The sequence below is a fragment of the Streptomyces sp. NPDC093546 genome, from assembly GCF_044765045.1.
Taxonomy (GTDB): domain Bacteria; phylum Actinomycetota; class Actinomycetes; order Streptomycetales; family Streptomycetaceae; genus Streptomyces.
This window is the reverse complement of the sequence record NZ_JBIWJG010000011.1, coordinates 76,759-100,953: the sequence shown is the minus strand read 5'-3', so window position 1 is coordinate 100,953 and position 24,195 is coordinate 76,759. Positions and strand designations below refer to the sequence as shown.

22 protein-coding genes, 1 tRNA gene and 1 riboswitch are annotated in these 24,195 nt (G+C 70.9%); of the genes, 13 read left to right on the top strand and 10 right to left on the bottom strand.

Annotated features, from left to right (window positions below; genetic code table 11):
- Positions 1-81: 81 nt before the first annotated feature.
- A riboswitch (cyclic di-AMP (ydaO/yuaA leader) is annotated at positions 82-252 on the top strand.
- A gap of 3 nt (positions 253-255) precedes the next feature.
- The 7 genes from ACIRNI_RS23380 to ACIRNI_RS23350 all read left to right on the top strand — a co-directional run bounded on the left by ACIRNI_RS23380 (position 256) and on the right by ACIRNI_RS23350 (position 7,848).
- Entirely contained in the window at positions 256-966 is a 711-nt protein-coding gene (locus ACIRNI_RS23380) for a transglycosylase family protein (protein ID WP_356645331.1), read from the top strand.
- A gap of 254 nt (positions 967-1,220) precedes the next feature.
- Positions 1,221-2,510 (top strand): phosphopyruvate hydratase, encoded by a 1,290-nt coding sequence (gene eno / locus ACIRNI_RS23375; RefSeq protein WP_355361930.1) that lies wholly within the window; start codon positions 1,221-1,223, stop codon positions 2,508-2,510.
- Between the two features lie 103 nt (positions 2,511-2,613).
- Positions 2,614-3,108: a septum formation initiator family protein gene (locus tag ACIRNI_RS23370; protein ID WP_403553929.1), complete on the top strand. Its 495-nt coding sequence runs from the start codon at positions 2,614-2,616 to the stop codon at positions 3,106-3,108.
- 14 nt (positions 3,109-3,122) lie between these two features.
- A complete protein-coding gene (locus ACIRNI_RS23365) occupies positions 3,123-3,653 on the top strand; it encodes a DUF501 domain-containing protein (protein WP_403553927.1) in 531 nt (176 codons plus the stop codon).
- The gene (locus ACIRNI_RS23360; protein WP_403553925.1) at positions 3,650-4,573 is read left to right on the top strand and encodes an exopolyphosphatase; all 924 of its coding nucleotides are present in this window, start codon (positions 3,650-3,652) and stop codon (positions 4,571-4,573) included. The genes ACIRNI_RS23365 and ACIRNI_RS23360 overlap by 4 nt, the downstream gene beginning before the upstream one ends.
- Before the next feature lie 382 nt (positions 4,574-4,955).
- Complete coding sequence (locus ACIRNI_RS23355; RefSeq protein WP_403553923.1) at positions 4,956-6,338, top strand: NAD(P)/FAD-dependent oxidoreductase; 1,383 nt, start codon at positions 4,956-4,958, stop codon at positions 6,336-6,338.
- Between the two features lie 214 nt (positions 6,339-6,552).
- Entirely contained in the window at positions 6,553-7,848 is a 1,296-nt protein-coding gene (locus ACIRNI_RS23350; RefSeq protein ID WP_403553921.1) for a class I SAM-dependent methyltransferase, read from the top strand.
- 62 nt (positions 7,849-7,910) lie between these two features.
- On the opposite strand, the gene ACIRNI_RS23345 is transcribed toward ACIRNI_RS23350, so the two are convergent.
- Both ACIRNI_RS23345 and ACIRNI_RS23340 read right to left on the bottom strand, forming a co-directional pair.
- Positions 7,911-10,451, bottom strand: coding sequence for an ABC transporter permease (locus ACIRNI_RS23345; RefSeq protein WP_403553919.1), 2,541 nt, complete (start codon positions 10,449-10,451; stop codon positions 7,911-7,913).
- A gap of 71 nt (positions 10,452-10,522) precedes the next feature.
- Complete coding sequence (locus ACIRNI_RS23340) at positions 10,523-11,293, bottom strand: ABC transporter ATP-binding protein (RefSeq protein ID WP_355362147.1); 771 nt, start codon at positions 11,291-11,293, stop codon at positions 10,523-10,525.
- 396 nt (positions 11,294-11,689) lie between these two features.
- On the opposite strand from ACIRNI_RS23340, the gene ACIRNI_RS23335 reads away from it, so the two are divergent.
- Together ACIRNI_RS23335 and ACIRNI_RS23330 are read left to right on the top strand one after the other, a co-directional pair.
- Positions 11,690-11,771, top strand: a tRNA-Leu gene (locus ACIRNI_RS23335).
- A gap of 275 nt (positions 11,772-12,046) precedes the next feature.
- Positions 12,047-12,925, top strand: a complete 879-nt coding sequence (locus ACIRNI_RS23330; RefSeq protein ID WP_403553916.1) for a Bax inhibitor-1/YccA family protein — start codon at positions 12,047-12,049, stop codon at positions 12,923-12,925.
- 77 nt (positions 12,926-13,002) lie between these two features.
- Here the strand turns inward: ACIRNI_RS23330 and ACIRNI_RS23325 are convergent, their stop codons facing one another.
- Complete coding sequence (locus ACIRNI_RS23325; protein WP_355362153.1) at positions 13,003-13,233, bottom strand: DUF4287 domain-containing protein; 231 nt, start codon at positions 13,231-13,233, stop codon at positions 13,003-13,005.
- A 99-nt stretch (positions 13,234-13,332) separates the two neighbouring features.
- On the opposite strand from ACIRNI_RS23325, the gene ACIRNI_RS23320 reads away from it, so the two are divergent.
- Entirely contained in the window at positions 13,333-13,668 is a 336-nt protein-coding gene (locus ACIRNI_RS23320) for a hypothetical protein (RefSeq protein WP_355362155.1), read from the top strand.
- Here the strand turns inward: ACIRNI_RS23320 and ACIRNI_RS23315 are convergent.
- The 3 genes from ACIRNI_RS23315 to ACIRNI_RS23305 form a co-directional block, all read right to left on the bottom strand.
- A complete protein-coding gene (locus ACIRNI_RS23315; protein ID WP_403554126.1) occupies positions 13,652-14,497 on the bottom strand; it encodes a hypothetical protein in 846 nt (281 codons plus the stop codon). The genes ACIRNI_RS23320 and ACIRNI_RS23315 overlap by 17 nt on opposite strands.
- A 344-nt stretch (positions 14,498-14,841) precedes the next feature.
- Complete coding sequence (locus tag ACIRNI_RS23310; RefSeq protein WP_356646085.1) at positions 14,842-16,062, bottom strand: acetyl-CoA C-acetyltransferase; 1,221 nt, start codon at positions 16,060-16,062, stop codon at positions 14,842-14,844.
- A 142-nt stretch (positions 16,063-16,204) separates the two neighbouring features.
- The gene (locus tag ACIRNI_RS23305; RefSeq protein WP_403553914.1) at positions 16,205-17,221 is read right to left on the bottom strand and encodes an SGNH/GDSL hydrolase family protein; all 1,017 of its coding nucleotides are present in this window, start codon (positions 17,219-17,221) and stop codon (positions 16,205-16,207) included.
- 106 nt (positions 17,222-17,327) lie between these two features.
- On the opposite strand from ACIRNI_RS23305, the gene ACIRNI_RS23300 reads away from it, so the two are divergent.
- On the top strand, positions 17,328-18,716 hold the full coding sequence (locus tag ACIRNI_RS23300) for a cystathionine beta-synthase (RefSeq protein WP_403553912.1): 1,389 nt from the start codon (positions 17,328-17,330) through the stop codon (positions 18,714-18,716).
- Between the two features lie 243 nt (positions 18,717-18,959).
- On the opposite strand, the gene ACIRNI_RS23295 is transcribed toward ACIRNI_RS23300, so the two are convergent.
- The 4 genes from ACIRNI_RS23295 to ACIRNI_RS23280 form a co-directional block, all read right to left on the bottom strand.
- Complete coding sequence (locus ACIRNI_RS23295; protein WP_403553910.1) at positions 18,960-19,799, bottom strand: histidine kinase; 840 nt, start codon at positions 19,797-19,799, stop codon at positions 18,960-18,962.
- Between the two features lie 23 nt (positions 19,800-19,822).
- Positions 19,823-20,440, bottom strand: coding sequence for a hypothetical protein (locus ACIRNI_RS23290; RefSeq protein ID WP_403553908.1), 618 nt, complete (start codon positions 20,438-20,440; stop codon positions 19,823-19,825).
- Positions 20,441-20,451: 11 nt separating this feature from the next.
- On the bottom strand, positions 20,452-21,873 hold the full coding sequence (locus ACIRNI_RS23285) for a hypothetical protein (protein WP_403553907.1): 1,422 nt from the start codon (positions 21,871-21,873) through the stop codon (positions 20,452-20,454).
- 94 nt (positions 21,874-21,967) lie between these two features.
- A complete protein-coding gene (locus ACIRNI_RS23280; RefSeq protein ID WP_403553905.1) occupies positions 21,968-22,435 on the bottom strand; it encodes a hypothetical protein in 468 nt (155 codons plus the stop codon).
- Positions 22,436-22,699: 264 nt separating this feature from the next.
- Between ACIRNI_RS23280 and ACIRNI_RS23275 the strand changes: the two genes are divergently transcribed.
- Together ACIRNI_RS23275 and ACIRNI_RS23270 are read left to right on the top strand one after the other, a co-directional pair.
- The gene (locus ACIRNI_RS23275) at positions 22,700-23,539 is read left to right on the top strand and encodes a MurR/RpiR family transcriptional regulator (RefSeq protein ID WP_403553903.1); all 840 of its coding nucleotides are present in this window, start codon (positions 22,700-22,702) and stop codon (positions 23,537-23,539) included.
- Positions 23,540-23,629: 90 nt separating this feature from the next.
- Positions 23,630-24,193, top strand: coding sequence for a hypothetical protein (locus ACIRNI_RS23270; RefSeq protein ID WP_403553902.1), 564 nt, complete (start codon positions 23,630-23,632; stop codon positions 24,191-24,193).
- The last annotated feature ends 2 nt before the right edge of the window (positions 24,194-24,195 follow it).

The following is a 24,195-nucleotide window of genomic DNA, read 5'->3' as shown; positions in this document are numbered from 1 at the left end:
ATTACGGTCTTTATCGCTCGCCATCGCGGGCCCCTTCGACCGGTACGCCGAATCCTGCCGCCGGACGCAAGGGAACAGTCGTCGCGTCATGCGCCGAAGGCAGGAGCGGGGGACCCAAGGTAGGTGCCGACCCCCGGCCGTCGAAGGACGGTCCGTGAGCCGGCTTGGGGTGAGGCCGCGCGAGTCGCGCGGCGGGGCAGCTCATCAGCCCTAACCCGACAGCTCACCTCGCAGGCGTCGGTGAGGAGAATCTCCATGCTGTTTTCCAGCAAGGTTTCCGGCAAGGCCAAGCACCGTCGCCCCTCCAAGGCGGTCCGTTTCGCCGCGTTCGCCGGCATCACCGGCGTCGCCGTGGCCGCCCCGCTGATGGGCGCCACCTCCGCCTCGGCGGCCACCTCCGCCGAGTGGGACAAGGTCGCCCAGTGCGAGTCCGGCGGCAACTGGTCCATCAACACCGGTAACGGCTACTACGGTGGCCTGCAGTTCTCGGCCTCCACCTGGGCCGCGTACGGCGGCACCGCGTACGCCGCCACCGCCGACCAGGCCAGCAAGGCGCAGCAGATAGAGATCGCCGAGAAGGTCCTGGACGGCCAGGGCAAGGGCGCGTGGCCGGTGTGCGGCGTGGGCCTGTCCAACGCCGCGTACGACGGCGGCGCCGCCGAGCGCACGGCCGAGCAGCCCACCACCCGCAGCGAGCAGCGCACCGCGCCGAAGGCCGCGCCCAAGGCCGCGGAGGCCCCCAAGGCCGCGCCCAAGGCCGAGGCGAAGAAGACCGTCACCACCCCGACCGGCAAGAAGGTCGCCAAGGGCGACGGCGAGTACAAGGTGAAGGCCGGCGACACCCTCAGCACCATCGCCGAGGCGGAGAACGTCGAAGGCGGCTGGCAGAAGCTCTTCGAGCTGAACAAGGACATCGTCGAGGACGCCGACCTCATCTACCCGGGCCAGCAGCTCCACCTGAGCTGACCCCCCGACGGCCCCGGCCCGAGTCGCCCCTGCGGCGGCGGGCCGGGGCCTTCGCGGTTACCGGCGGGTAAACATTGTGGGCTTTTGCCCCGTAAACAGGGCCCTCGGGTCGTTTTTCGTCCCACGAGGCGGGCGTCGGCTGGCCCCGGCCCCCCGGCCGGATAGGCTCTTGTCGCACGGCGCAAGGCCAAAGAGACCCTGCACCCTGCACCGCTCGCGTCACACATTGCGTCACATCCCAGAAGGAGATGCTCGTGCCGTCCATCGACGTCGTCGTAGCCCGGGAAATCCTGGACTCCCGAGGCAACCCCACGGTCGAGGTCGAGGTCGGCCTCGACGACGGCAGCACCGGCCGTGCTGCCGTCCCGTCCGGTGCCTCCACCGGTGCGTTCGAGGCCCTCGAGCTCCGCGACGGTGACAAGGACCGCTACCTCGGCAAGGGTGTCGAGAAGGCCGTCCTCGCCGTCATCGAGCAGATCGGCCCGGAGCTCGTCGGCTACGACGCCACGGAGCAGCGGCTGATCGACCAGGCGATGTTCGACCTGGACGCCACGCCCGACAAGTCGTCGCTCGGCGCCAACGCCATCCTCGGCGTCTCCCTCGCCGTCGCGCACGCCGCCTCCGAGGCGTCCGACCTGCCGCTCTTCCGCTACCTGGGCGGCCCGAACGCGCACCTGCTGCCCGTTCCGATGATGAACATCCTGAACGGCGGCTCGCACGCCGACTCCAACGTGGACATCCAGGAGTTCATGATCGCGCCGATCGGCGCGGAGTCCTTCTCCGAGGCCCTGCGCTGGGGCGCCGAGGTCTACCACACCCTGAAGAAGGTCCTGAAGGACAAGGGCCTGTCCACGGGCCTGGGCGACGAGGGCGGCTTCGCCCCGAACCTCGACTCCAACCGCGCCGCCCTCGACCTCATCCTCGAGGCCATCAAGCAGGCCGGCTACACCCCGGGCAAGGACATCGCGCTGGCGCTCGACGTCGCCGCGTCCGAGTTCTACAAGGACGGCGCGTACGAGTTCGAGGGCAAGTCCCGCTCGGCCGCCGAGATGACCGACTACTACGCCGAGCTCGTCGAGGCGTACCCGCTGGTCTCCATCGAGGACCCGCTGTTCGAGGACGATTGGGACGGCTGGAAGACCATCACCGAGAAGCTGGGCGCCAAGGTGCAGCTGGTCGGCGACGACCTGTTCGTCACCAACCCGGAGCGCCTGGCCCGCGGCATCGAGGAGGGCGCCGCCAACGCGCTGCTCGTCAAGGTCAACCAGATCGGCTCGCTGACCGAGACCCTCGACGCCGTCGAGCTGGCCCAGCGCAACGGCTTCAAGTGCATGATGTCCCACCGCTCCGGCGAGACCGAGGACGTCACCATCGCCGACCTGGCCGTCGCCACCAACTGCGGCCAGATCAAGACCGGCGCCCCGGCCCGCTCCGAGCGCGTCGCCAAGTACAACCAGCTGCTGCGCATCGAGGAGATCCTCGACGACGCGGCGGTGTACGCGGGCCGCAGCGCCTTCCCGCGCTTCCGCTTCTCGGGCGAGTAAGGCCGATAGGCCCTCAGTAGCCCGGTTACGTACGTCCCCGGCCGCGGTCCCGTACCGTGTCCGGGGACGTACGTACGTAACGGGGTGCAGGGGAGGAGCGAGGATGGCCCGGGACCGGTTCTCCACCGCGACCAGGCTGCGGCTGCTCGGGGAGCAGACCGCCGCCCGCGTGTACCGCTCCCAGACCCGCCGTCAGGAACGCTCCCGGCTCACCGGCCGCGCGGCCTTCCTCGCGCTCGTGGTCTGCTCGATGGTGGTGGCCCTGGCGTACCCGATGCGCCAGTGGGTCTCCCAGCAGAGCGAGATCGCCGAGCAGGAGCGGCTGGCGACCGAGGCGGCCGAGCGCGTCGAGCGGCTGCGCGACGAGAAGGCGCGGCTCCAGGACGACGCGTACATCAGGCGCCTCGCCCGCGAGCACCTGCACTACGTACGCCCGGGGGAGACCGGCTACACGGTCATCGACCCCGACGCGGTGCGCCAGCGCCGCAGCGACCAGGGCGCGGCCGACCGCCCCTGGTACTCCAACCTCTGGGACGGCGTGGACACCGCCGACCGCACCGACCCCGCCACCCGCACCGATCGCACCGACCGCAAGTAGAACCCAAGGCAGGCATGGACACGCCCCCTCCGCAGACCGAACGCACCGAGCCCACCGAGGCGGACGTCGCGGCGTTCGAGGAACAGCTCGGCCGCCCGCCGCGCGGGCTGCGCGCCATCGCGCACCGCTGCCCGTGCGGCAACCCCGACGTGGTGGAGACCGCGCCCCGGCTGCCGGACGGCACGCCGTTCCCGACGACGTACTACCTCACCTGCCCGCGCGCGAACTCCGCGATCGGCACGCTGGAGGCGAACGGCGTCATGAAGGAGATGACCGACCGGCTCCAGTCCGACCCCGAGCTGGCGGCCGCCTACCGGGCCGCGCACGAGGACTACATCGCGCGCCGCGACGCCATCGAGGTCCTGGCGGGCTTCCCGAGCGCGGGCGGCATGCCGGACCGGGTGAAGTGCCTCCACGTGCTCGTCGCCCACTCCCTCGTGGCCGGCCCGGGTGTGAACCCGCTGGGCGACGAGGCGCTGGCGATGCTGCCGGAGTGGTGGGCCAAGGGCCCGTGCGTCGGCGCTCACCGGGAGGACGCGCAGTGACGACCCGGGTCGCCGCCATCGACTGCGGTACGAACTCGATCCGCCTGCTCGTCGCCGACGTCGACCCGACGACCGGTCAGGTCACGGACCTGGACCGGCGGATGACGATCGTCCGCCTCGGCCAGGGCGTCGACCGCACCGGCCGGCTCGCCCCGGAGGCGCTGGAGCGCACCTTCGCCGCGTGCCGCGAGTACGCCGGCGTCATCAAGGAGTACGGCGCCGAGAGGCTGCGTTTCGTGGCCACCTCGGCCTCGCGCGACGCCGAGAACCGGGACGACTTCGTCCGGGGCGTGCGGGAGATCCTGGGCGTGGAGCCCGAGGTCGTCACCGGTGACCAGGAGGCGGAGTTCTCCTTCACCGGGGCCACGAAGGAGCTGACCAGCCCCGGCGAGGGCGAGTACCTGGTCGTGGACATCGGCGGCGGCTCCACGGAGTTCGTGGTCGGCCGCTCGCACGCGCGTGCGGCCCGCTCCGTCGACATCGGCTGCGTACGGCTGACCGAGCGTCATGTGCGCAGCGACCCGCCCTCGGAGGCGGAGGTCGCGGCGATCCGGGCGGACGTGGAGGCGGCCCTCGACCTCGCGGAGGAGACCGTTCCGCTGCGCGAGGCCGGGACGCTGGTCGGGCTGGCCGGGTCGGTCACCACGGTGGCCGCGATCGCGCTGGGGCTGGAGGAGTACGACTCGGCGGCGATCCACCGCTCCCGTATCTCCTACGAGCAGGTCGCGGAGGTCACCGGTCGCCTGGTCGCCTCCACCCACGACGAGCGGTCCGCGATCGCGGTGATGCATCCGGGCCGGGTGGACGTCATCGCCGCCGGGGCGCTGGTGCTGCTGGCCGTCATGGACCGGGTCGGGGCGCGGGAGGTCGTGGTCTCCGAACACGACATTCTGGACGGAATCGCCCTCTCGCTGGTCTGACGCGGGGCCGTCGGTCACCCGGGCGGAAGTCGCTCCGGACAGCCCGTCGGGAAAGTTCGTGAAGTTCTTCACAAGGAAAAGGGCCCAGAGGGGGGCCGTGGGGGCGTTTCGGGGCCTCCGAGGGCCCCTTCGGGGCCCTTTCTCGCTCCCGCGAGGGGCACCTCACCTATGTTTCGCAGGTGTGAACTCCGGTGTGGTCCACCGTTGCAAGGTGCTCTCTGTCCCAGTTCAACGGGGGTGAACAACGTCTTCGCTTACACCCCGGTTCCCCTGCGGCGCCATGACCTCGGTCACGTGGGCGGCGGAGTGTAGCAGAGGTCCCCCGGAAGCTTGTGAAGGGGCGCACGAGCGACCCCCCTCCGGCGGGTGGATACTCGATGGCATGAGCACCACGGAGCGTCCCAGGATCCTCGTAGTAGGCGGTGGGTACGTAGGCCTGTACGCAGCTCGGCGCATTCTCAAGAAGATGCGCTACGGCGAGGCGACCGTCACGGTCGTCGACCCCCGGTCGTACATGACCTACCAGCCCTTCCTGCCCGAAGCCGCCGCCGGCAGCATCTCGCCGCGGCACGTCGTCGTCCCGCTGCGACGCGTGCTGCCCAAGGCCGAGGTACTCACCGGCCGGGTCACCAGCATCGACCAGGACCGCAAGGTCGCCACGGTCTCGCCGCTCGTCGGCGAGGCGTACGAGCTGCCGTTCGACTACCTGGTCATCGCGCTCGGCGCGGTCTCCCGCACCTTCCCGATCCCCGGCCTCGCCGAGCAGGGCATCGGCATGAAGGGCATCGAGGAGGCCATCGGCCTGCGCAACCACGTCCTCGAGCAGCTCGACAAGGCCGACTCGACGACCGATGAGGAGGTCCGCCGCAAGGCGCTGACCTTCGTCTTCGTGGGCGGCGGCTTCGCCGGTGCGGAGACCATCGGCGAGGTCGAGGACCTGGCGCGCGACGCCGCGAAGTACTACAAGAACGTGAAGCGCGAGGACATGCGCTTCATCCTGGTGGACGCCGCCGACAAGATCCTCCCCGAGGTCGGCCCGAAGCTCGGCCAGTACGGCAAGGAGCACCTGGAGAGCCGTGGGGTGGAGATCTACCTCAACACCTCCATGGACTCCTGCGTCGACGGCCACGTGGTGCTGAAGAACGGCCTGGAGGTCGACTCCAACACCATCGTCTGGACCGCCGGTGTGAAGCCGAACCCGGTCCTCTCCCGCTACGGCCTGCCGCTGGGCCCGCGCGGCCACGTCGACACCGACGTGACGCTCCAGGTCAAGGGCACGGACTACATCTGGGCCGCGGGCGACAACGCCCAGGTCCCGGACCTCGTCGGCCGCAAGGCCGGCAACGAGAACGCCTGGTGCCCGCCGAACGCCCAGCACGCGCTGCGCCAGGCCCGCGTCCTCGGCGACAACGTGATCTCCGGCATGCGGGGCTTCCCGCAGAAGGAGTACAGCCACGCCAACAAGGGTGCGGTCGCCGGTCTCGGCCTGCACAAGGGCGTCGCGATGATCGTCATGGGCAAGATGAAGATCCGCCTCAAGGGCCGTCTCGCCTGGTACATGCACCGCGGCTACCACGGCATGGCCATGCCGACCTGGAACCGCAAGATCCGCGTCTTCGCGGACTGGACGCTCGCGATGTTCCTCAAGCGCGAGGTCGTCTCGCTCGGCGCGATCGAGTCGCCGCGCGAGGAGTTCTACGAGGCGGCCAAGCCGGCGCCGCAGGCCTCCTCGGCGACGCCGCCGCAGAAGGCCAAGGCCTCCTGACGCACGCTCAGCGCTGAGCCGGACCGGCCGTACGTCCGGCTCCCGAGGGGCCGCCCGCCATCCGTGGTGCGGGCGGCCCCTTCGTGCTGTCCAGGGGGCCGCCCACCGCGGTTTTTGCCCTTCCATTGCGTCGTTCCGGGACTGCATCCCGTCGCTGTCGGTGTTTACGTGGTGACGAGCATTTCTGGGATCGAACGTCACGGAGGTGTGCACCATGGCCGACGCCGCGTCGCGGCTCACCACTCTCGCCGAGGACCTGCTCGGGGTTCCCCTGCCCGTCCGGATCCGGGCCTGGGACGGGAGCGAGGCGGGCCCTCCGGGCGACGCCCCGGTGCTCGTCCTCCGCAGCCGCCGGGCCCTGCGGCGGCTGCTGTGGAAGCCCGGGGAGCTGGGCCTGGCACGGGCGTGGGTGGCCGGGGAGATCGACGTCGACGGCGATCTGTACGAGGCCCTCGACCGGCTCGCCGGCTTCATCTGGGAGCGCGGCGCCGACGCGAAGGACACGGTCCACGCCGTACGCGACCCGCGGGTCCGGGCGGCGATCCGCGGGCTGGTGAAGATCGCCGGGCCCTGGCCGCCCCCCGCGCCGCCCGCCGAGGAGGTCCGGCGGCGCACCGGGCCGCTGCACACCAAGCGGCGCGACAAGGAGGCCATCAGCCACCACTACGACGTCGGCAACGACTTCTACGAGCTCGTCCTCGGCCCCTCCATGGTCTACTCCTGCGCGTACTGGACGCAGGGCGGCACCCTGGAGGACGCGCAGCGCGACAAGCTCGACCTGGTCTGCCGCAAGCTCGGCCTCAAGGAGGGCGACCGGCTGCTCGACGTGGGCTGCGGCTGGGGCTCCATGGCCATCCACGCGGCCCGCGAGTACGGCGCCAGAGTCGTCGGCGTCACGCTCTCCACCGCACAGGCGGTCTTCGCACGCAAGCGCATCGCCGACGAGGGCCTCACCGACCGGATCGAGATCCGCGTCCAGGACTACCGGGACGTCAGGGACGGGCCGTACGACGCGATTTCCTCCATCGGCATGGCCGAACACGTCGGCGCCGTCCGCTACCGCGAGTACGCCGACGACCTGTACGCCCTGCTCAAGCCGGGTGGCCGGCTCCTCAACCACCAGATCGCGCGCCGCCCCGAGCCGGACGAGACCGCGTACCACGTGGATCCGTTCATCGACGCGTACGTCTTCCCCGACGGCGAGCTCGCGCCCGTCGGCCGCACCACCGCCACCCTGGAGGAGGCCGGGTTCGAGGTGCGCGACATCGAGGCCATCCGCGAGCACTACGCCCTCACCCTGCGCCAGTGGGTGGCCAACCTGGAGGCCCACTGGGCCCAGGCGCAGCGCGTCACCTCGCCCGGCCGGGCCCGGGTCTGGCGCCTCTACATGGCGGCGTCCGCCGTCTCCTTCGAGCGCAACCGCATCGGCGTCAACCAGATCCTGGCGGTGAAGACGCCCGAGAGCGGGGCGTCGGGCATGCCGCTGCGGGCGCGGGTCTGGGGCGGCTGACAGCACGAGGGCCGGGCCCCCGCACTGCGGGAACCCGGCCCTTCGGCCGATCGGGTCAGGCGCTACTCCGCCTTGATCGCGCTCAGCATGTTCAGCCTCGCCGCGCTGCGCGCCGGCCACATCGCGGCCAGGACGCCGACCAGGCCGGCCAGCACCAGGAAGATCCCGATCCGGTCCCACGGCACGACCATCGCGTACCCGGGGATCGAGTCCTTGAGGGTCTGTCCGATGGCCCAGCCCAGGAAGGTGCCCATCGCGACGCCGACGAGCGCGCCGAACAGCGAGATGACCACGGCCTCCAGGCGGATCATGCGCTTGACGCGGCGGCGGTCCAGGCCGATCGCCCGCAGCATGCCGATCTCCTGCTGTCGCTCGAAGACGGACATGGCGAGGGTGTTGACGACCCCGAGGACCGCGATGATCAGGGCCATCGCCAGCAGGCCGTACATGATGTTCAGCATCATGTTGATGATGCCGCCGAACTCGTCGCGGATGTCCTGCTTGTCCATGACCTTGATGGCCGGGTTCTGGCCGAGCGCGTCGACCAGCGCCTGCTCGGCGGCCGCGCTCTCACCGCCGTCCATCTTCACGAGGATCTCGGGGAGGTAGGGCTTCGGCTGGTGCGGGTCGAGCACCGACAGCGGGGCCATGACGGTGGAGACCATGTCGTTCTTCTCGTACGTGGCACCGATGGCGAGCTTGCCGCTCTTGCCGTCGCCGTACGTCACCGGCAGGGTGTCGCCGGTCTTCCAGCCGTGCTTCTTCGCCGTCTCCTCCTCGACCGCGATCCGGCCCTGGCCGAGCGAGGCCAGCGAGCCGTCGACGACCGTGATGTTCATGACCTTCTCGATGTCGCCCGGGACGACACCCGACACGGAGCGGTCCACGCCGTCCAGCGTGAGGAACGAGGCCTGCTGCGGCGAGACCGCCGTCACGCCCTTCGCCTTCTGTACGGCGGTGAGCGCGGACCGGTCCATGCTCATGCCCTCGCCGGCCATGCGGATCATGTAGTCGGCCGTGATGTGGTCCGTGGTGCTGCGGTCCACGGCCTTGCCGATCGAGACGCCCATCACGGACAGGCCGGTCACCAGGGTGAGCCCGATCGCGAGCGCCGAGGCGGTGGCACCGGTGCGGCGCGGGTTGCGCACGGCGTTCTGGCCGGCGAGCTTGCCCGAGACGCCGAAGAGGCGGATCAGCAGCGGCCGGATGAGCGCGATGACCGGGCGGGACAGCAGCGGGATGAGGATGATCAGCCCGACCAGCGCGAGGAACGCACCGCCGGCCACGATCCACTTGCCGTCCTTGCCGACGGCGACACCCCACAGGATGACGGCCGAGCCGAGCAGCGTGACGGCCGCGCCGATGCTGTTGCGCACCACCAGGGACTTGGTCGTGGGCGCCGCGTGCACGCTGCTCATGGCGGCGACCGGCGGGATCTTCGCGGCGCGGCGGCCCGGCAGGTAGGCGGCGATCACGGTGACGAGGACGCCGACGGCGATGCCGGAGAGGATCGCGGTCGGGGAGACGACCAGCGGGCCGCCGGGGACCTTGAGGTCGAAGGCGTTCATGCCGGAGCGCAGCCCGACGGCGAGGCCCAGGCCGAGGGCGAGGCCGACCGCCGAGGCGATGGCGCCGACCAGCAGGGCCTCCATCAGCACCGACCTGGTGATCTGCTTGCGCGAGGCGCCCACGGCGCGCATCAGCGCGAGCTCCTTGGTGCGCTGGGCCACCAGCATGGTGAAGGTGTTGGAGATCAGGAAGACGCCGACGAAGAGCGCGATGGCGGCGAAGCCGAGCATCGCCTGGTTCATGCCGCTCATGCCCTCCTCGATCATCTTCGCCTCCTCGGCCGCGAGGGCGGCGCCGGTCCGGGCCTCCGCGTCCTCGGGGAGCAGCGGCTCGACCTGGGCGAGGATCTTCTCGTCGGAGGCGCCGGGGGCGGCGGTGACGGTGACGTTCTGGAAGTACCCGGGCTGGAGGTAGAGCTTCTGCGCGACGGAGGTGTCGAAGAGCACCAGGCTGCCGCCCGCGCTGACCTGGCCGTCGTCGGTGGTGAACACGCCGGAGAGGGTGTAGGTGTGCACGGGGCCGTTGGTCGCGACGCGCACGGTGTCGCCGACCTTGTACGTGCCCTTGGCGGCGGTGTCCTTGTCGAGCGCGATGTCGCCGGGCTTGACCGGGCCGGTGCCGTCGACGAACGCGTACCGCTCGTCCTTGCCGTCCTCGCCGGGCGCGAAGTTGGAGCCCTTGTTGGTCCAGCCGTTGCCGATGAGCTTGCCGCTGGGGTCGGCGACGCCCGCGAAGCCGTCGACGCGGCCGGACGCGGAGGCCACGCCGTCGAGCTTCGCGATCCGCTCGACGGTGGCGGCGGAGATGCCGGGCTGCTGCTTCTCGCCCTCCCCGGCGGGGCCCTGCCCGTACGAGGTGACGGCGACGGCGATGCCGTCGTAGCCCTTGGCGGTCTGGTTGCGGAAGGCCTGGGAGAGGGTGTCGGTGAAGACCAGGGTGCCGGAGACGAAGGCCACGCCGAGCATGACGGCGAGCACGGTCATCAGCAGCCTGGCCTTGTGCGCGAGCACATTGCGCAGGGCGGTACGGAACATGAGGTGAGTCCTGGGGTGGGTGCGTACGGGGGCGGCCGGCCGGCCCGGTCGGCTGTCAGCTGGTCGGCTGGTCAGCTGGTGCGGCCCTTGGTGTCGAACTCCTTCATGCGGTCCAGCACGCCGTCCGCCGTCGGGCGGAGCATCTCGTCGACGACGCGGCCGTCCGCCAGGAAGATCACGCGGTCCGCGTACGACGCGGCGACCGGGTCGTGGGTGACCATGACGACCGTCTGGCCCAGCTCGCGCACGGAGTTGCGCAGGAAGCCCAGGACCTCGGCGCCGGAGCGGGAGTCCAGGTTTCCGGTGGGCTCGTCACCGAAGATGATCTCGGGGCGGGAGGCGAGTGCGCGGGCGACCGCGACGCGCTGCTGCTGGCCGCCGGAGAGCTGCGCCGGGCGGTGGGAGAGGCGGCCGGACAGGCCCACCATGTCGATGACCTTGCGCACCCACTCCTTGTCGGGCTTGCGGCCCGCGATGTCCATCGGGAGGGTGATGTTCTCGGCCGCCGTCAGCGTCGGCAGCAGGTTGAACGCCTGGAAGATGAAGCCGATCTTGTCCCGGCGCAGCTGCGTGAGCTGCTTGTCCTTGAGGGAGCCGAGCTCGGTCTCGCCGATGCGCACGGAGCCGGAGCTGAAGGTGTCCAGGCCGGCGACGCAGTGCATCAGGGTCGACTTGCCGGACCCCGAGGGGCCCATGATCGCGGTGAACTCGCCCTGCCCGAACTCCACGGTGACCCGATCCAGGGCGACCACCTGCGTCTCACCCTGTCCGTAGACCTTGGACAGATCCGTGGCGCGGGCGGCCACCGCGGTGGTGCGGTGAGCGAGGGGGGTGGTGGTCACGAGGGTGCTCCTGTCGGGAACGGCGGTTCGAATCGAGGACCTGTCCATCGTCCGCGCCGACCACCCCGCCGGACGTCCCTCCCCGTGCCCGTATCCGGGGCAGCCTGGAGTCGGACCGGGGGGCCCGCCCCTCCTCCTGAGGTATGACGCGACCCCTGAGAACCGCTCCGCCGCCCGGCCCGGCGGCCCACGCAGCGGACCGAGGCGGCGACTTTCCGTCATTCCTTTGCGCAGTTCTTTGCTGCCGCGAGTCCGGTCCGGCTGCCGCGCCACACCGTTCACCTGCGCTGACGCTCCCTCAAGCGTCAATAAAATAAGACAACATCGGGCCAGCGTTCCGCTGTTCGAGGGAAGCGCCCGGATAGGCTCATGTGCCAACGCGGAGCCGCGCGCCGCGCCCGGGTGGTGGAATGCAGACACGGCGAGCTTAAACCTCGCTGGCCTTTGGGCCGTGCCGGTTCGAGTCCGGCTCCGGGCACTCACCGACCGCACCGCCGGGAGCGGTCCCACGACCCTTCGTGCGGGGGTTTCCGCACGCACACGGTCACCCGTGCCGGCCGGGACCCAGTCCAGAGGCGCAGCCGCACCCCGGCCGGCAGGCTGCGCAGGGCGACGGCGCTGCGCGCGGCGATCATAGACCGGCCCGTTTTGCGCGTTCCGGCCCCAAAGATCCTCCCCGAGCACTAGGGTGTTTCCTTTGCGTCCCCATTACTCTTGTCTCAAGGCCGCGCACGGCGGCCATGGAGGAGTGAGATGAGGAGCAGCAACCCGGTCTTCTCGCGACGGGGGTTCAGCCGCGACAACGGCGGCTACGCGGGCTTCAACGCGCAGCAGCCGGCCGGGGGCCCCGCCGCTGGAACCAACCCGTACGCGACGAACCCTTACGCCACCAACCCCTACGCGCAGGACACCGCGCAGCTCGGCGCCCCGCAGGCACCGGCGCGCACGGGGGCCATGACGATCGACGACGTGGTGACCCGCACGGGCATCACGCTCGGCACGGTCTTCGTCACCGCGACGCTCGCCTGGCTCCTGCTGCCCGTCGACCCGGCGAACATCGGCAAGTCGTACGGGATCGGCATCGGTGCGGCCCTGGTCGCCTTCGTCTGCGCGATGATCCAGGCCTTCAAGCGCAAGGCGTCGCCCGCGCTGATCCTGGCGTACGCGGCCTTCGAGGGCGTCTTCCTCGGCGTCATCTCCAGCGCCGTCTCCACGTACGTCACGCCGGGCGCGGTCCCGCAGGCGGTGCTCGGCACCATGGCGGTCTTCGCCGGCGTGCTCATCGCGTACAAGATGCGCTGGATCCGCGTCACCCGCCGCTTCTACGGCTTCGTGATGGCGGCCGCGCTCGGCTTCATCCTGCTGATGGCGGTGAACGCGCTGTTCGCCCTCTTCGGCGGCGGTGACGGCCTCGGCTTCCGCAGCGGCGGTCTCGGCATCATGTTCGGCGTCATCGGCATCGTCCTCGGCGCGTGCTTCCTGGCCCTGGACTTCAAGCAGGTCGAGGACGGCATCACCTACGGCGCCCCGCGCGAGGAGTCGTGGCTGGCGGCCTTCGGCCTCACCATGACGCTGGTGTGGATCTACCTGGAGTTCCTGCGGCTGATCTCGATCCTGCAGGGCGACGACTGACGCCACCCCCGCACCACACGGAAGGCCCCGTACCGGCAGTCGCCGGTACGGGGCCTTCCCGTCTGTTCCGTGTGCCGTCAGAGCAGCTTGCGGGCGGCCCGGCGCAGGTCGTACTCGTGGATGATCGCCTTGGCGTGCCCGTACGCGAGGTTGTGCTCGCCCCGGAGCCAGCTGACCTTCTCCTCGAAGCGGAGGAGGGAAGGCCCTTCCTCGACGGTGCGAAGCCAGTCGGCCACTTCACGGCCGGTGCAGGCGGGAATGCGCGCGAGCAGATTGCGGTGGGTCTCTTCGGAGAAGACTTGGGACATCGGCGCCTCCGGACGCTGTGCGCGTGTGCTCCTTCACGTCACCGTGCCTGAGCGTTCGCGTATTGGCAACAGTGCCGTACCGGCGCATAGGGTCGCGGCGTGGTGGACACGACTGAACTGACCCGTGCCGTGGAACGTTTCGCCGACCGGCTGCGGGCCGCCCCGCAGAGCCGCCTCCAGCGGGGCGCGGCCGCCGAAGGGCTCGCGCTGGCAAGGGAGTTGGCGCTGCGCGCGCAGCGCCTGGAGGACCCGGCGGCGGAGCCGCGGACCATGCCCGACGCGGGGGTGTTCACGGTCGCGGACCAACTTGTGGTGGCCGGTAACGATCTGGCGGAGGTTCTGCGGACGCCCTCGTCCGCCGGCGCCGCGGCCGCCGAACAGCTGGCCGAGGCCGTGCAGCTGGTGGAGCGGGCGGCGGCTAGAGCGAGGCTATGACGCGGTCGGCGAGGACGTAGACGTTCTCGGCGCCGCCGTCCCCCTCGCCGCACGCGAAGGTCAGGGCGTACGCGCCGGAGACGCCCGAGCCGCCCAGCAGGACCGGTGCGGCGCCCTTGCGCAGCGCGTCCGCGAGGCGCTCGGCGGTCTCGCGGTGGCCGGGGGTCATGCACAGCGTCGTACCGTCGGCGAAGACGTACACGTCGAGCGTGCCGAGGGGGCCGGGGCGTACGTCGGTGAGCGCCGTCCGGGCCGCGGCGAGCTCCTCCAGGCGGGCCACGGTGCGCTCGTGGTCGGTGACGACGGGCGTCTGGACCGGCACGAAGTCCGGGTGCGAGGGGTGGCGGCGCCGGGCGGCGGCCAGCTCGGGTGAGTCGTCGGGGAACTCGGGGAGCTCGTACTCGGCGGCGTATTCGGCGTAATCCGCGTCGTCGCGGTCGCCGTCGAGGTCCAGGGCCTCCAGGCCCACGAAGTCCGCCTGGCGCGGCACGAAGAACGGGCCGTCGTCGGACAGGCCGGACAGGCCGCCGCCCAGCAGCGTGCCGGGCGCGTCGGCGGCGTCACGGGCCTCCTGGGCGGCCCAGAAGGCGCGCGCCTCGGCGAGCTCGCGCTCGCGCTCCTCGGCCAGGGCCTCGGCGACGGCGGCGCGTATGTCGTCGGTGGTGGTGCGGGCGTGGGGGACGGCGGGGGCGCGGCCGGCGAGATCGTGCGCGGCGGCCAGATCGGCGCGCAGGGCGGCCACCTGCTTGCGCAGCCCGTGCGCGGCGTGCAGGGCGGCGGCGCCCACGGCCGTGGCGGTGGCCGTCGTCATCAGCAGGGCGAGAGACATGGCGCTCACTGACTTACTCCCGGTTTCAATCGATCCCCCGCACTTCCTACATCAGCTTGTCGTGTGCGCGCGCCCCCTGTCAGTGCATTACGTCACGAATTGGACAGGTATTTTGGCTCGTGTATTTACCTGATCGACAGGCTGACCTGCACAAACGGATCTCCCCCGGGATGTAGGTCACATCCTGGGGGAGATTCGGTCACGGCTGGGACGCGGTGGGATTAACTGCTCAGCTCAGCCCCGCTCAGCTCAGTCGCTCGCTCTTTTGGTCGCGCTTCGCTTCGCTACCGCTGCGGGCAGGTGCCGCCTTCGTTCCTCAGGCGACCCCTACCCTCCGCTACAGCTCAGCTCAGCCGCTCGATGACCATCGCCATGCCCTGACCCCCACCGACGCACATGGTCTCCAGGCCGAACTGCTTGTCGTGGAACTGGAGGCTGTTGATCAGCGTGGTGGTGATGCGCGCGCCCGTCATGCCGAAGGGGTGGCCGACGGCGATGGCGCCGCCGTTGACGTTCAGCTTCTCCAGCGGGATGTCCAGGTCCCGGTAGGACGGGATGACCTGCGCGGCGAACGCCTCGTTGATCTCGACCAGGTCGATGTCGCCGATGGTCAGCCCGGCGCGGCGCAGCGCCTGCTTGCTGGCCTCGACCGGGCCGTAGCCCATGATCTCGGGCGACAGGCCCGAGACGCCGGTGGAGACGATCCGGGCGAGCGGGGTCAGGCCCAGCTCGCGCGCCTTGGTGTCGGACATGATGACGAGCGCGGCGGCGCCGTCGTTCAGCGGGCAGCAGTTGCCGGCGGTGACGAGGCCGTCGGGGCGGAAGACCGGCTTGAGGCCCTGCACGCCCTCCAGGGTGACGCCCGCGCGCGGGCCGTCGTCCTGGGAGACGACCGTGCCGTCGGGCAGCGTCACCGGGGTGATCTCGCGCTGCCAGAAGCCGTTCTTGATGGCCTCCTCGGCGAGGTTCTGCGACCGCACGCCGAACTCGTCCATGTCCTGGCGGGTGACGCCCTTGAGGCGGGCCAGGTTCTCGGCGGTCTGGCCCATCGCGATGTACGCGTCGGGCAGCAGCCCGTCCTCGCGCGGGTCGTGCCAGTCGGCGCCCTCCTGCTGCGCGCGGGCCGCGGTGCGGGCCTCGGCCTCGGCGAACAGCGGGTTGTGGGTGTCGGGCAGGCCGTCGCTGGTGCCCTTCACGGAGCGGGAGACCATCTCGACGCCCGCCGAGATGAAGACGTCGCCCTCGCCCGCCTTGATGGCGTGCAGCGCCATGCGGGAGGTCTGGAGCGAGGAGGAGCAGTAGCGGGTGATGGTGCAGCCGGGCAGGTGGTCCATGCCCATCTGCACGGCGACGATACGGCCGAGGTTGTGCCCCTGCTCGCCGCCGGGCAGGCCGCAGCCGAGCATCAGGTCGTCGATGTCGCGCGGGTCGAGCTCGGGCACCTTGGCGAGCGCGGCCTGGATGATCGTGGCGGTCAGGTCGTCCGGCCGCAGGTCCTTCAGCGAGCCCTTGAAGGCCCGGCCGATGGGGGAGCGGGCGGCTGAGACGATCACGGCTTCGGGCATCGGGGCTCCAGGTGCGGTGAGGCGGATGGCGGACCTGTGAGGTGAAGTTACCCGCACGTACCGCGCAGGTCACTGCACGGAACGTGTGACGAGCGCCGCATTTCTAAGCGCTCGCTCAGGCGTACGCGCCGGTGCGTGGCGCTCACACGTGGCGCCCATGGGTGTCCGGCGGCTCCGGCGTGGGCGACGGGTCCGTGACCAGGGGCAGGCGACGGCGCCGGCGGTGCTTCAGGCGGGCCCAGGGGGCGCGGGCCGGGGTGACCTCCGTACCGGCCTCCTCCGCGGCCTCCGCGGCCGCCTGCGCGACCGGCAGCACGCCCTCGTGGCGGTCCGCCTCCAGCCGCTCCTCCTCCGGCCAGACGCCCAGCACCGCGCAGACCGTCGGGAGGACGGCCATCGCCGCCGTCGCGTACCCCTCGGCCGAGGGGTGGTAGTTGTCGGCGCCGAACATCTCGCGCGGGTTCGCCTCGAACTCCGGACCCAGGAGGTCGCCGAGCGACACCGTACGGCCGCCCTGCTCCACGACCACGATCGTCTGGGCGGCGGCCAGCTGGCGCGAGGCCCGCCGCGCCACCCAGCGCAGCGGCTGGTAGACCGGCTCGATCGTGCCCAGGTCGGGACAGGTGCCGACCACCACCTCCGCGCCCGCCGTGCGCAGCCGGCGCACCGTCGTCGACAGGTACCGCACGGACTGGGTCGGCGACATCCGGTGCGTCACGTCGTTCGCGCCGATCATGATCACGCACACGTCGGGGACCCGCCCCGGGTGCGCGAGCAGCAGCGTGGCCTGGCGTTCCAGGTCGTCGGAGCGGGCGCCGGGCAGGGCGACGTTACGCAGCTCGACGGGGCGTTCCGCGACCGCCGCGAGGCCCGAGGCCAGCAGCGCGCCCGGCGTCTGGCCGGCCCGCCGCACACCCTGGCCCGCCGCCGTAGAATCACCCAGAAGGGCGAGCCTGACCGGCTCGGCGCCCTCGAAACCACGGCCGTACAGCCCGTCAGCCGCCGGTGGCAGCGGCGCCACCCCGCCGCCCACGGAACGCTTCGCCAGCTGGACCTCCGCCAGCAGCACCCCCACCGCCGCCGCACCCAGCAGCCCGAGGCTCCCGCCGCCGTACGCCGCTCCCGCGGCGATCCGTCGCGCCACCCTCGCCCTCGACATAGGGGCAGCCACCTCCTCCAGGCCGGTTCATGAGCTAACTGCCCCGTAACCGCCTCGTCCTACGCATACGCTGGCGGGACCATTACGGAGACCCCGGAGAACTACGGTGCAATTCCACGATTCGATGATCAGCCTCATCGGCAACACCCCGCTGGTGAAGCTCAACAGTGTGACCGAGGGCCTGCAGGCAACCGTCCTCGCCAAGGTGGAGTACTTCAACCCGGGCGGTTCGGTGAAGGACCGCATCGCCCTGCGCATGATCGAGGCGGCCGAGCAGAGCGGTGAGCTCAAGCCCGGCGCCACCATCATCGAGCCCACGTCCGGCAACACGGGCGTCGGCCTGGCGATCGTGGCCCAGCAGCGGGGCTACAAGTGCGTCTTCGTCTGCCCCGACAAGGTCTCCACGGACAAGATCAACGTTCTGCGGGCGTACGGCGCCGAGGTCGTGGTCTGCCCCACGGCGGTCGACCCCGAGCACCCGGACTCGTACTACAACGTCTCGGACCGGCTCGTACGGGAGACGCCCGGCGCCTGGAAGCCGGACCAGTACTCGAACCCCAACAACGCGCGCTCGCACTACGAGAGCACCGGTCCCGAGCTGTGGGACCAGACGTCCGGGAAGATCACCCACTTCGTGGCGGGCGTCGGCACCGGCGGCACCATCACCGGCACCGGCCGCTACCTGAAGGAGGTCAGCGGCGGCAAGGTCCGCGTCGTCGGCGCGGACCCGGAGGGCTCGGTGTACTCCGGCGGCTCCGGCCGTCCGTACCTGATCGAGGGCGTCGGCGAGGACTTCTGGCCCAGCGCGTACGACAGCAGCGTCACGGACGAGATCATCGCGGTCTCCGACAAGGACGCCTTCCAGATGACCCGGCGCCTCGCCAAGGAGGAGGGCCTGCTCGTCGGCGGCTCCTGCGGCATGGCCGTCGTCGCGGCGCTGCGGGCGGCCGAGGGGCTCGGCCCGGACGACGTGGTGGTCGTGCTGCTGCCGGACAGCGGCAAGGGCTACCTTTCGAAGATCTTCAACGACGAGTGGATGGCGGACTACGGCTTCCTGGAGGAGGCCGGCCCGTCCGCCAGCGTCGGGGACGTCCTGCGGCACAAGGAGGGCGACATCCCCAAGCTCGTCCACATGCACCCCGAGGAGACCGTCGGCGAGGCCATCGAGGTCCTGCGCGAGTACGGCGTCTCCCAGATGCCCATCGTCAAGCCGGGCGCCGGCCACCCCGACGTCATGGCCGCCGAGGTCGTCGGCTCCGTCGTCGAACGCCAGCTGCTGGACGCCCTGTTCACCAAGCGGGCCTCCCTCGACGACCCGCTCGAGAAGCACATGAGCCCGCCGCTGCCGCAGGTCGGCTCCGGCGAGCCGGTCGACGACCTGATGTCCGTGCTCGGCACGGCGGACGCGGCGATCGTGCTGGTCGAGGGCAAGCCCACCGGTGTGGTGAGCCGTCAGGACCTGCTGTCGTTCCTCGCCAAGGACCGCAAGCAGTAGCTTCGCGCAAACGGTACGAGCACGTCATGTCGCGGCAGCACCCGCTTAACACTGCTCGTGCACTGTTGTCCTTGTCGGCGTCAGGAACCTCCGGAGCGGCTCCCGGACCTCCCGTACGCCGCGGACGCGGAGACCGGCCCTGACCCGGGCCCGTGTCCCCCGCGGGGACCGCCGTCGTCCCGCCCCCCGGCAACGGGGGTGCGGCGGTCCCCGCGGCTCTCACGCGGACACTTCTCCTCAGCGTCAGGCCGCGGCGCCGCGGATCTCGGCGTCGTCCGGGAGCAGCTCGGTGATCCTCGCCCAGATGGTCTTCGCGTCGACGCGGACGAGCCGGAAGGGGCCGCCCGGGGTGATCTTCTCGGCGGGCACGGGCTCTTCGGGGAGCTCCCGCAGCCAGTAGCCCAGGGGGCCGCAGTCCCAGACGGCGAAGCCGCGCGCCGAGACGCCCGGGAGGCCCTCGGAAGTTCCCCGCCAGGCGGCCGTCATGCGCCAGCTGGAGCGGAGCTCGCACATCAGCTCGGACAGGAACGTCAGGGACGGCTCGGCAAGCGTGCCGGTCGCCGCCATGGAGCGGTGCACGAGGTCCCGCTCTTCCTCGCCGGACCTGGCCCGGGCCGCGCCGTCCAGTCCGGCGAATCCCGCCTCGATCGTGCCCACAGTGGTCTCCAGGACGGAGAGGGGCGTGGCGGGGGAGACCCGGGGCTGCTGAAGGTTCACCATGTCGGCGAGCTTCCAGACCAGCATCTTCGGCTGGACGCAGGAGTACTCGGCCTCGGCTTCCCCCGGCCACGCCTCGTGGGCGACGACGTGGTCCTCACCGATGAGCATGCCGTGGCGCAGGTCTCCCTGCCGGCCGGCCGCCTCCAGGGAGATGACCACCCCGGGATTCAGGACCGTCTTGAGCAGCGGCAGGAGTGAAGGGACCAGTTCACCACCCGGGTTGATCAGGCCGCTGTCCACCAGCTCCTTACGGGCGGTGGCCAGATCTTCGGGCACCTCGTTCCCGGCCGCGAGCTCGCACAGCACGATGAGGTGATCGTCGGCCAGGCGGAACCGGGACCGGGAAATGTCGAACGAAGGCATACGTACTCTTTTGTTAGTCGCGGTCAGGGGGTGTAGGTCTCGGCCCAGAAGTGGGACAGCCTCGAGAAGCCGGCACGCACCACGCCTCCCCGGGTGAGAACGGCCCGGTCGACTCCGGCGAAGAGAACCGCCAGGGCCAGATCGGTGGGCAGGACCCGGCCGTTCGCCTGGACGGAGACCTTCTTGTTCTTCCCGAGCCCCGACTGCCGCACCGTGAGGACGACGCCGGGGTCGTCGGCGTCGGGCTTCCGCGAGAACGTGTACGCCTTCCGGTCGATCGCCGTCAGCCTGTAGTGGTTACCCAAGTACGTCATGCGCAGGGAACGGCCCCTCTTCGTCATGGCGAATCTGTTCCGGCTCAGTGACACGAGGCCGTCGCCCACGCGCGCGGTCGCGCGGTTCAGGGTCGGCATCCCCACGAGTTCGGCGTGGATGCCGCGGGTCTCAAAGGTGGCCGTCGGAATGAGACCACCGCTCACCTGTGTGGCGATGCGCTCGTCGACGTGGGGAGGCGCGGGCCAGAGGACGCGGATGTCCCCGTATTCCGGAGACGTACCCTGCCAGGCGCGCTGCAGCGGCGTGCCCGGATACCGCTCCCCCTTCCAGAAGGTGAGCGTGAACGGGGTGATGGTGGTGTGCATGGGATCTTTCGCTAGTCGAACGGATTGAGGGCGCTGCCCAGCTTCTTCGCACCGCTGGAGATGTCTTCCCCGATGTCCGAGGCCTTGTCGCCGATCCAGTCGCCCGCCTTCTCGATCCCGTCGCCGATGGCCTCGTGGTTGTCCCAGATCAAGCAGCCGGCGTACACCACGCCCGTGCCGATCGTCAGACCGAGCGTCACCGGGCTGGGTGCCACGGTGAGCGCGGTCAGGGAGCCGTTGAAGGCCGTGCCGCTGAGGTCCGAGGCGAACTTGGCCGGGTCGGCCTTGATCATGTCCGCGTTGTAGGTGGACAGGTTCGCTATGCCGTAGGCGGTTGCCGCGACACCACCCACCACACCGGCGCCACGAAGCCAGCCCGCGGTCTTCGCCGCTTCCGCGAGACCGCCGTTCCTGGCGACGGTGATCAGGCTGGCCTCGGCCGCTGTGGGGACGAAGGCGGAGCCGGCCCTCGCGTACGCGAGCTTGGCGGCCTCGTCCGAGCCGGTGAGGGCGCCCACCAGATTGGGTGGCATACGGCTCCAGAAGCTGCCCGGGGCGGCGGAGGCGATCCGCGCGTTGATGCGGCTCCCCAGGAAGGTGCCGGCCGCGGTGATCGGCTTGTTCTCCTTCAGGTACTTGTACAGCTTCAAGCCGGACGAGCCACTCTTGCCGATAGCCCTGGCGAAGGCCCCGGCGGTGATCGTGCCCTTCTGGACGGCTGCGAAGAGGTCCGCGATCTCCTTGCTGCCGCTGATCTTCTCCACACCGGTGCGCTGCAGGCGCAGCAGGTAGTCCTCGAGGGTCTCGTTGTCGCGGATCTTCAGCGCGGCGAGCTGCGTACGGTCCTGCTTCTGCTGGTCGTCCGCCACCGAGACCTTCCCGGCGTCGCCGTTGAAGCCGGTGCCGAGCGTTTCGTCGTTCTTGGCGCCGTAGCTGTCCTTGACGACGGCCTCCAGGTCCTTCTTCAGGTCCTTGTCCGCGTCGTCGACGGCCTTGACGCACGCCTTGATGTAATCGGCCCACGACTGCTCGCTCTCCTGGACGGAGCGGGCGTGGTCCGGGTCGTGGCGGGCGGCCTCGCGCTCGGCCGGGGTGAGCTTGTCCCAGTCGTAGGCGACGTTGCCCTGCTCGGACACCTTCATGCCGGCCTTGACGGCGTCGGCGCGGGCGTTCTCCAGCTGCTTCTTCAGCTCGACGAACTGCTGGTGGGCGTTACGCAGCAACGTGGCGGTCGCCTTGGCCTGGGTCTGGGCGGCCTGGTACTCGTAGCGCGTCGCGGCGAAGTTCGTGCGCGCCGCGAACTCGCTCTGACCCTGCCAGTTCCTGATCTTCTCGACGTTGTCCCGGTAGGCGATCTCGACCTTGTGGATTTCGGCCGCCATCGACTGCCACTTCTCGGCAGCGGTGTTCAGAGGGCCGAAGTCCGTGGACATGACTTCGTGGTACGTCAGCATTCTGTTTCCCTACGGGCGACGGGGCATCGGCATCGGCATCGGCATCGAAGTCGTACGAGCGCCGTGACGGCGCTCAGTACGAGTTGAAACTCGATGGGACGCTGTTGATCCGCTGACCGCGGCCGGAGTCGACCCCGCCCAGGGTGACCACGGTGCTCCGCAGGGCGCGACTCTCATGGTGCAGTCGGCCGATGAGCGTCTTGACCTGCTTGTCCCACGTGGACTCCACGGTCTTGAGCCCGGCGGCGGTCTCCCAGCCCTTGAGGGAACCGATGGCGCCCGTCGTGGCCTCGTCCGCCCAGTTCGTGGCGTCCGTGGTCTGCTTCACCAGGGAGTTGTCGATGGTGTTGGCGGCCGCGCGCTTCTCGGCGGGTGAAGACTCCAAGATGCCGCCCGGGCCTGCGACTCCGCCGCCGCCGCCCGGATCGGCGGGCAGCTGATTGAGCCGCATCGATGTTGCCTGCCTGGCCGCCGCCTCGTCCCGCAGCTGGGCCCATTCCTGGTCGAACCCCATGGCGCATCCCCCGATGCTGTTGATCATTGATCACAATGTGATGTCGCATTGTATGTCCGCCGGCGTGGGGCTTGGAGACGGTAGGCCGGGACCCTTATAGGGCTTCATCGCGATAACTCGGTCTCAACAAGGGCGAATTGAAGTCACGAGGCGATCAGCGCGGTTCGTGCGCGGCGCCGGCGCGGACCGGGTACCGAGCCCCGCTTCCCCCGGCATGCGCCTCTTGCATATGGTTTATTCAGTCACGGCGGTGACTGAATAAACACGCCGGTGAAGGATCAGGGGGACGGGATGAGCGACAATCCCGCCGCGCGGCTGCAGGCGCTCTTCGAAGGGCACCGGCTGACGCCGACGCAGCGCAGGATCGCGCACTGGATGGTGCGGCGTGCCGCCGATGTGCCGTTCCTGTCGAGCGTGGAGCTCGCCGAGCTGGCCGGGGTGAGCCAGCCGTCCGTGACCCGCTTCGCGGTCGCCCTCGGCTTCGACGGCTACCCGGGCCTGCGCAAGTACCTGCGCGAGGTGGCGCCCGCCCAGTCCGTGGCGGCCGGGGCGTCGGAGTTCAACGAGTACCAGCAGGCCGTCCACGCCGAGATCGAGAACCTGCGCCACCTCGCCGGGCTGCTCGCCGACCCCGAGCCCGTCGAGCGGGCCGGGCGGCTGCTCGCCTCCTCGCGGCCGCTGCCCGTGCTGGGGCTGCGGGCCGCCTCCTCGCAGGCGCGCGGCTTCGCGTACTTCGCGGCCAAGGTCCACCCGGACGTACGGCTGCTGGACGAGGGCGGCACCATGCTCGTCGACCGCGTCGACGGCGCCGTACGGGCCGGGGCCACGGTGCTGCTCTGCTTCGCGCTGCCCCGCCACCCCAAGGAGGTCGTCGAGGCGCTCGCGTACGCGCGGGAGGCCGGCCTCACGGTGGTGACCGTCGCGGACTCGGCGTTCGCGCCGGTCGCCAAGCACAGCGACGTCCTGCTCCCGGCGGCCGTCGGCACCGGACTCGCCTTCGACACGGCGTGCGCGCCGATGATGCTGGGGCGGGTGCTGCTGGAGGCGATGTGCGACGGGCTGCCGGACGCGCAGGCGCGGTTGGAGGAGTTCGACGCGGGGGCGGCCGCGCGCGGTCTCTTCGTCGACTAGCGGCGATTCTCAGGAGACGTTAAGGGAAGGGCGTTAGCCTTCCGCCGCACAGACGCATCGGTGTCGCAGCGGCGAGTTGAGGAGGCGGACGTGGCGCGGGGCGGGCAGGCGCTGGCGAGAGTGGCCGTGGTCGTACGAGCGGGGGTGGCGCCCCTGTGGTGGCCGGGGTTGCTGGCCGCCGGGCTCGGGGCGCTGGTGCCCGGGCTGACCGGGCGGCGCATCGGACTGCTCGCCGGGGCCGCGCTCTTCCTGGTGACGGCCGCGGCGGTGGCCCTGGCGCGGCGCGCGCGGTACACGCGCCTGGCCGCGGAGGCCACCCGGGCCGCGCGCGCCGACTTCCTCCAGGACCGGGCCGTGACCGCCCGCGCCTGGCGCCGCTCGCGCCGCTGGTGGCTGCTGGGCGCCTTCCTGGCCGCGCTGGGCCTCTCCTTCGTACTGCCCGGCGCGGGCGGGCTGTGGCTGGCCGGTGCCGGTGCGGGCCTGTGGCTGAAGGCCGTCTGGCTGGGCCGCTGGGAGCACCGGCGCGAGACACTGCTGTGGGTGCGTACCGACTGGCTCGCCAAGGGCCCGGTCGGCAGGCCCGTGCGCGCGTACCGCACCACGGGCATCGCCGCGGGCGACGCCGCACCCGGCGGGGCGCGGCGCCGCCGCTGACG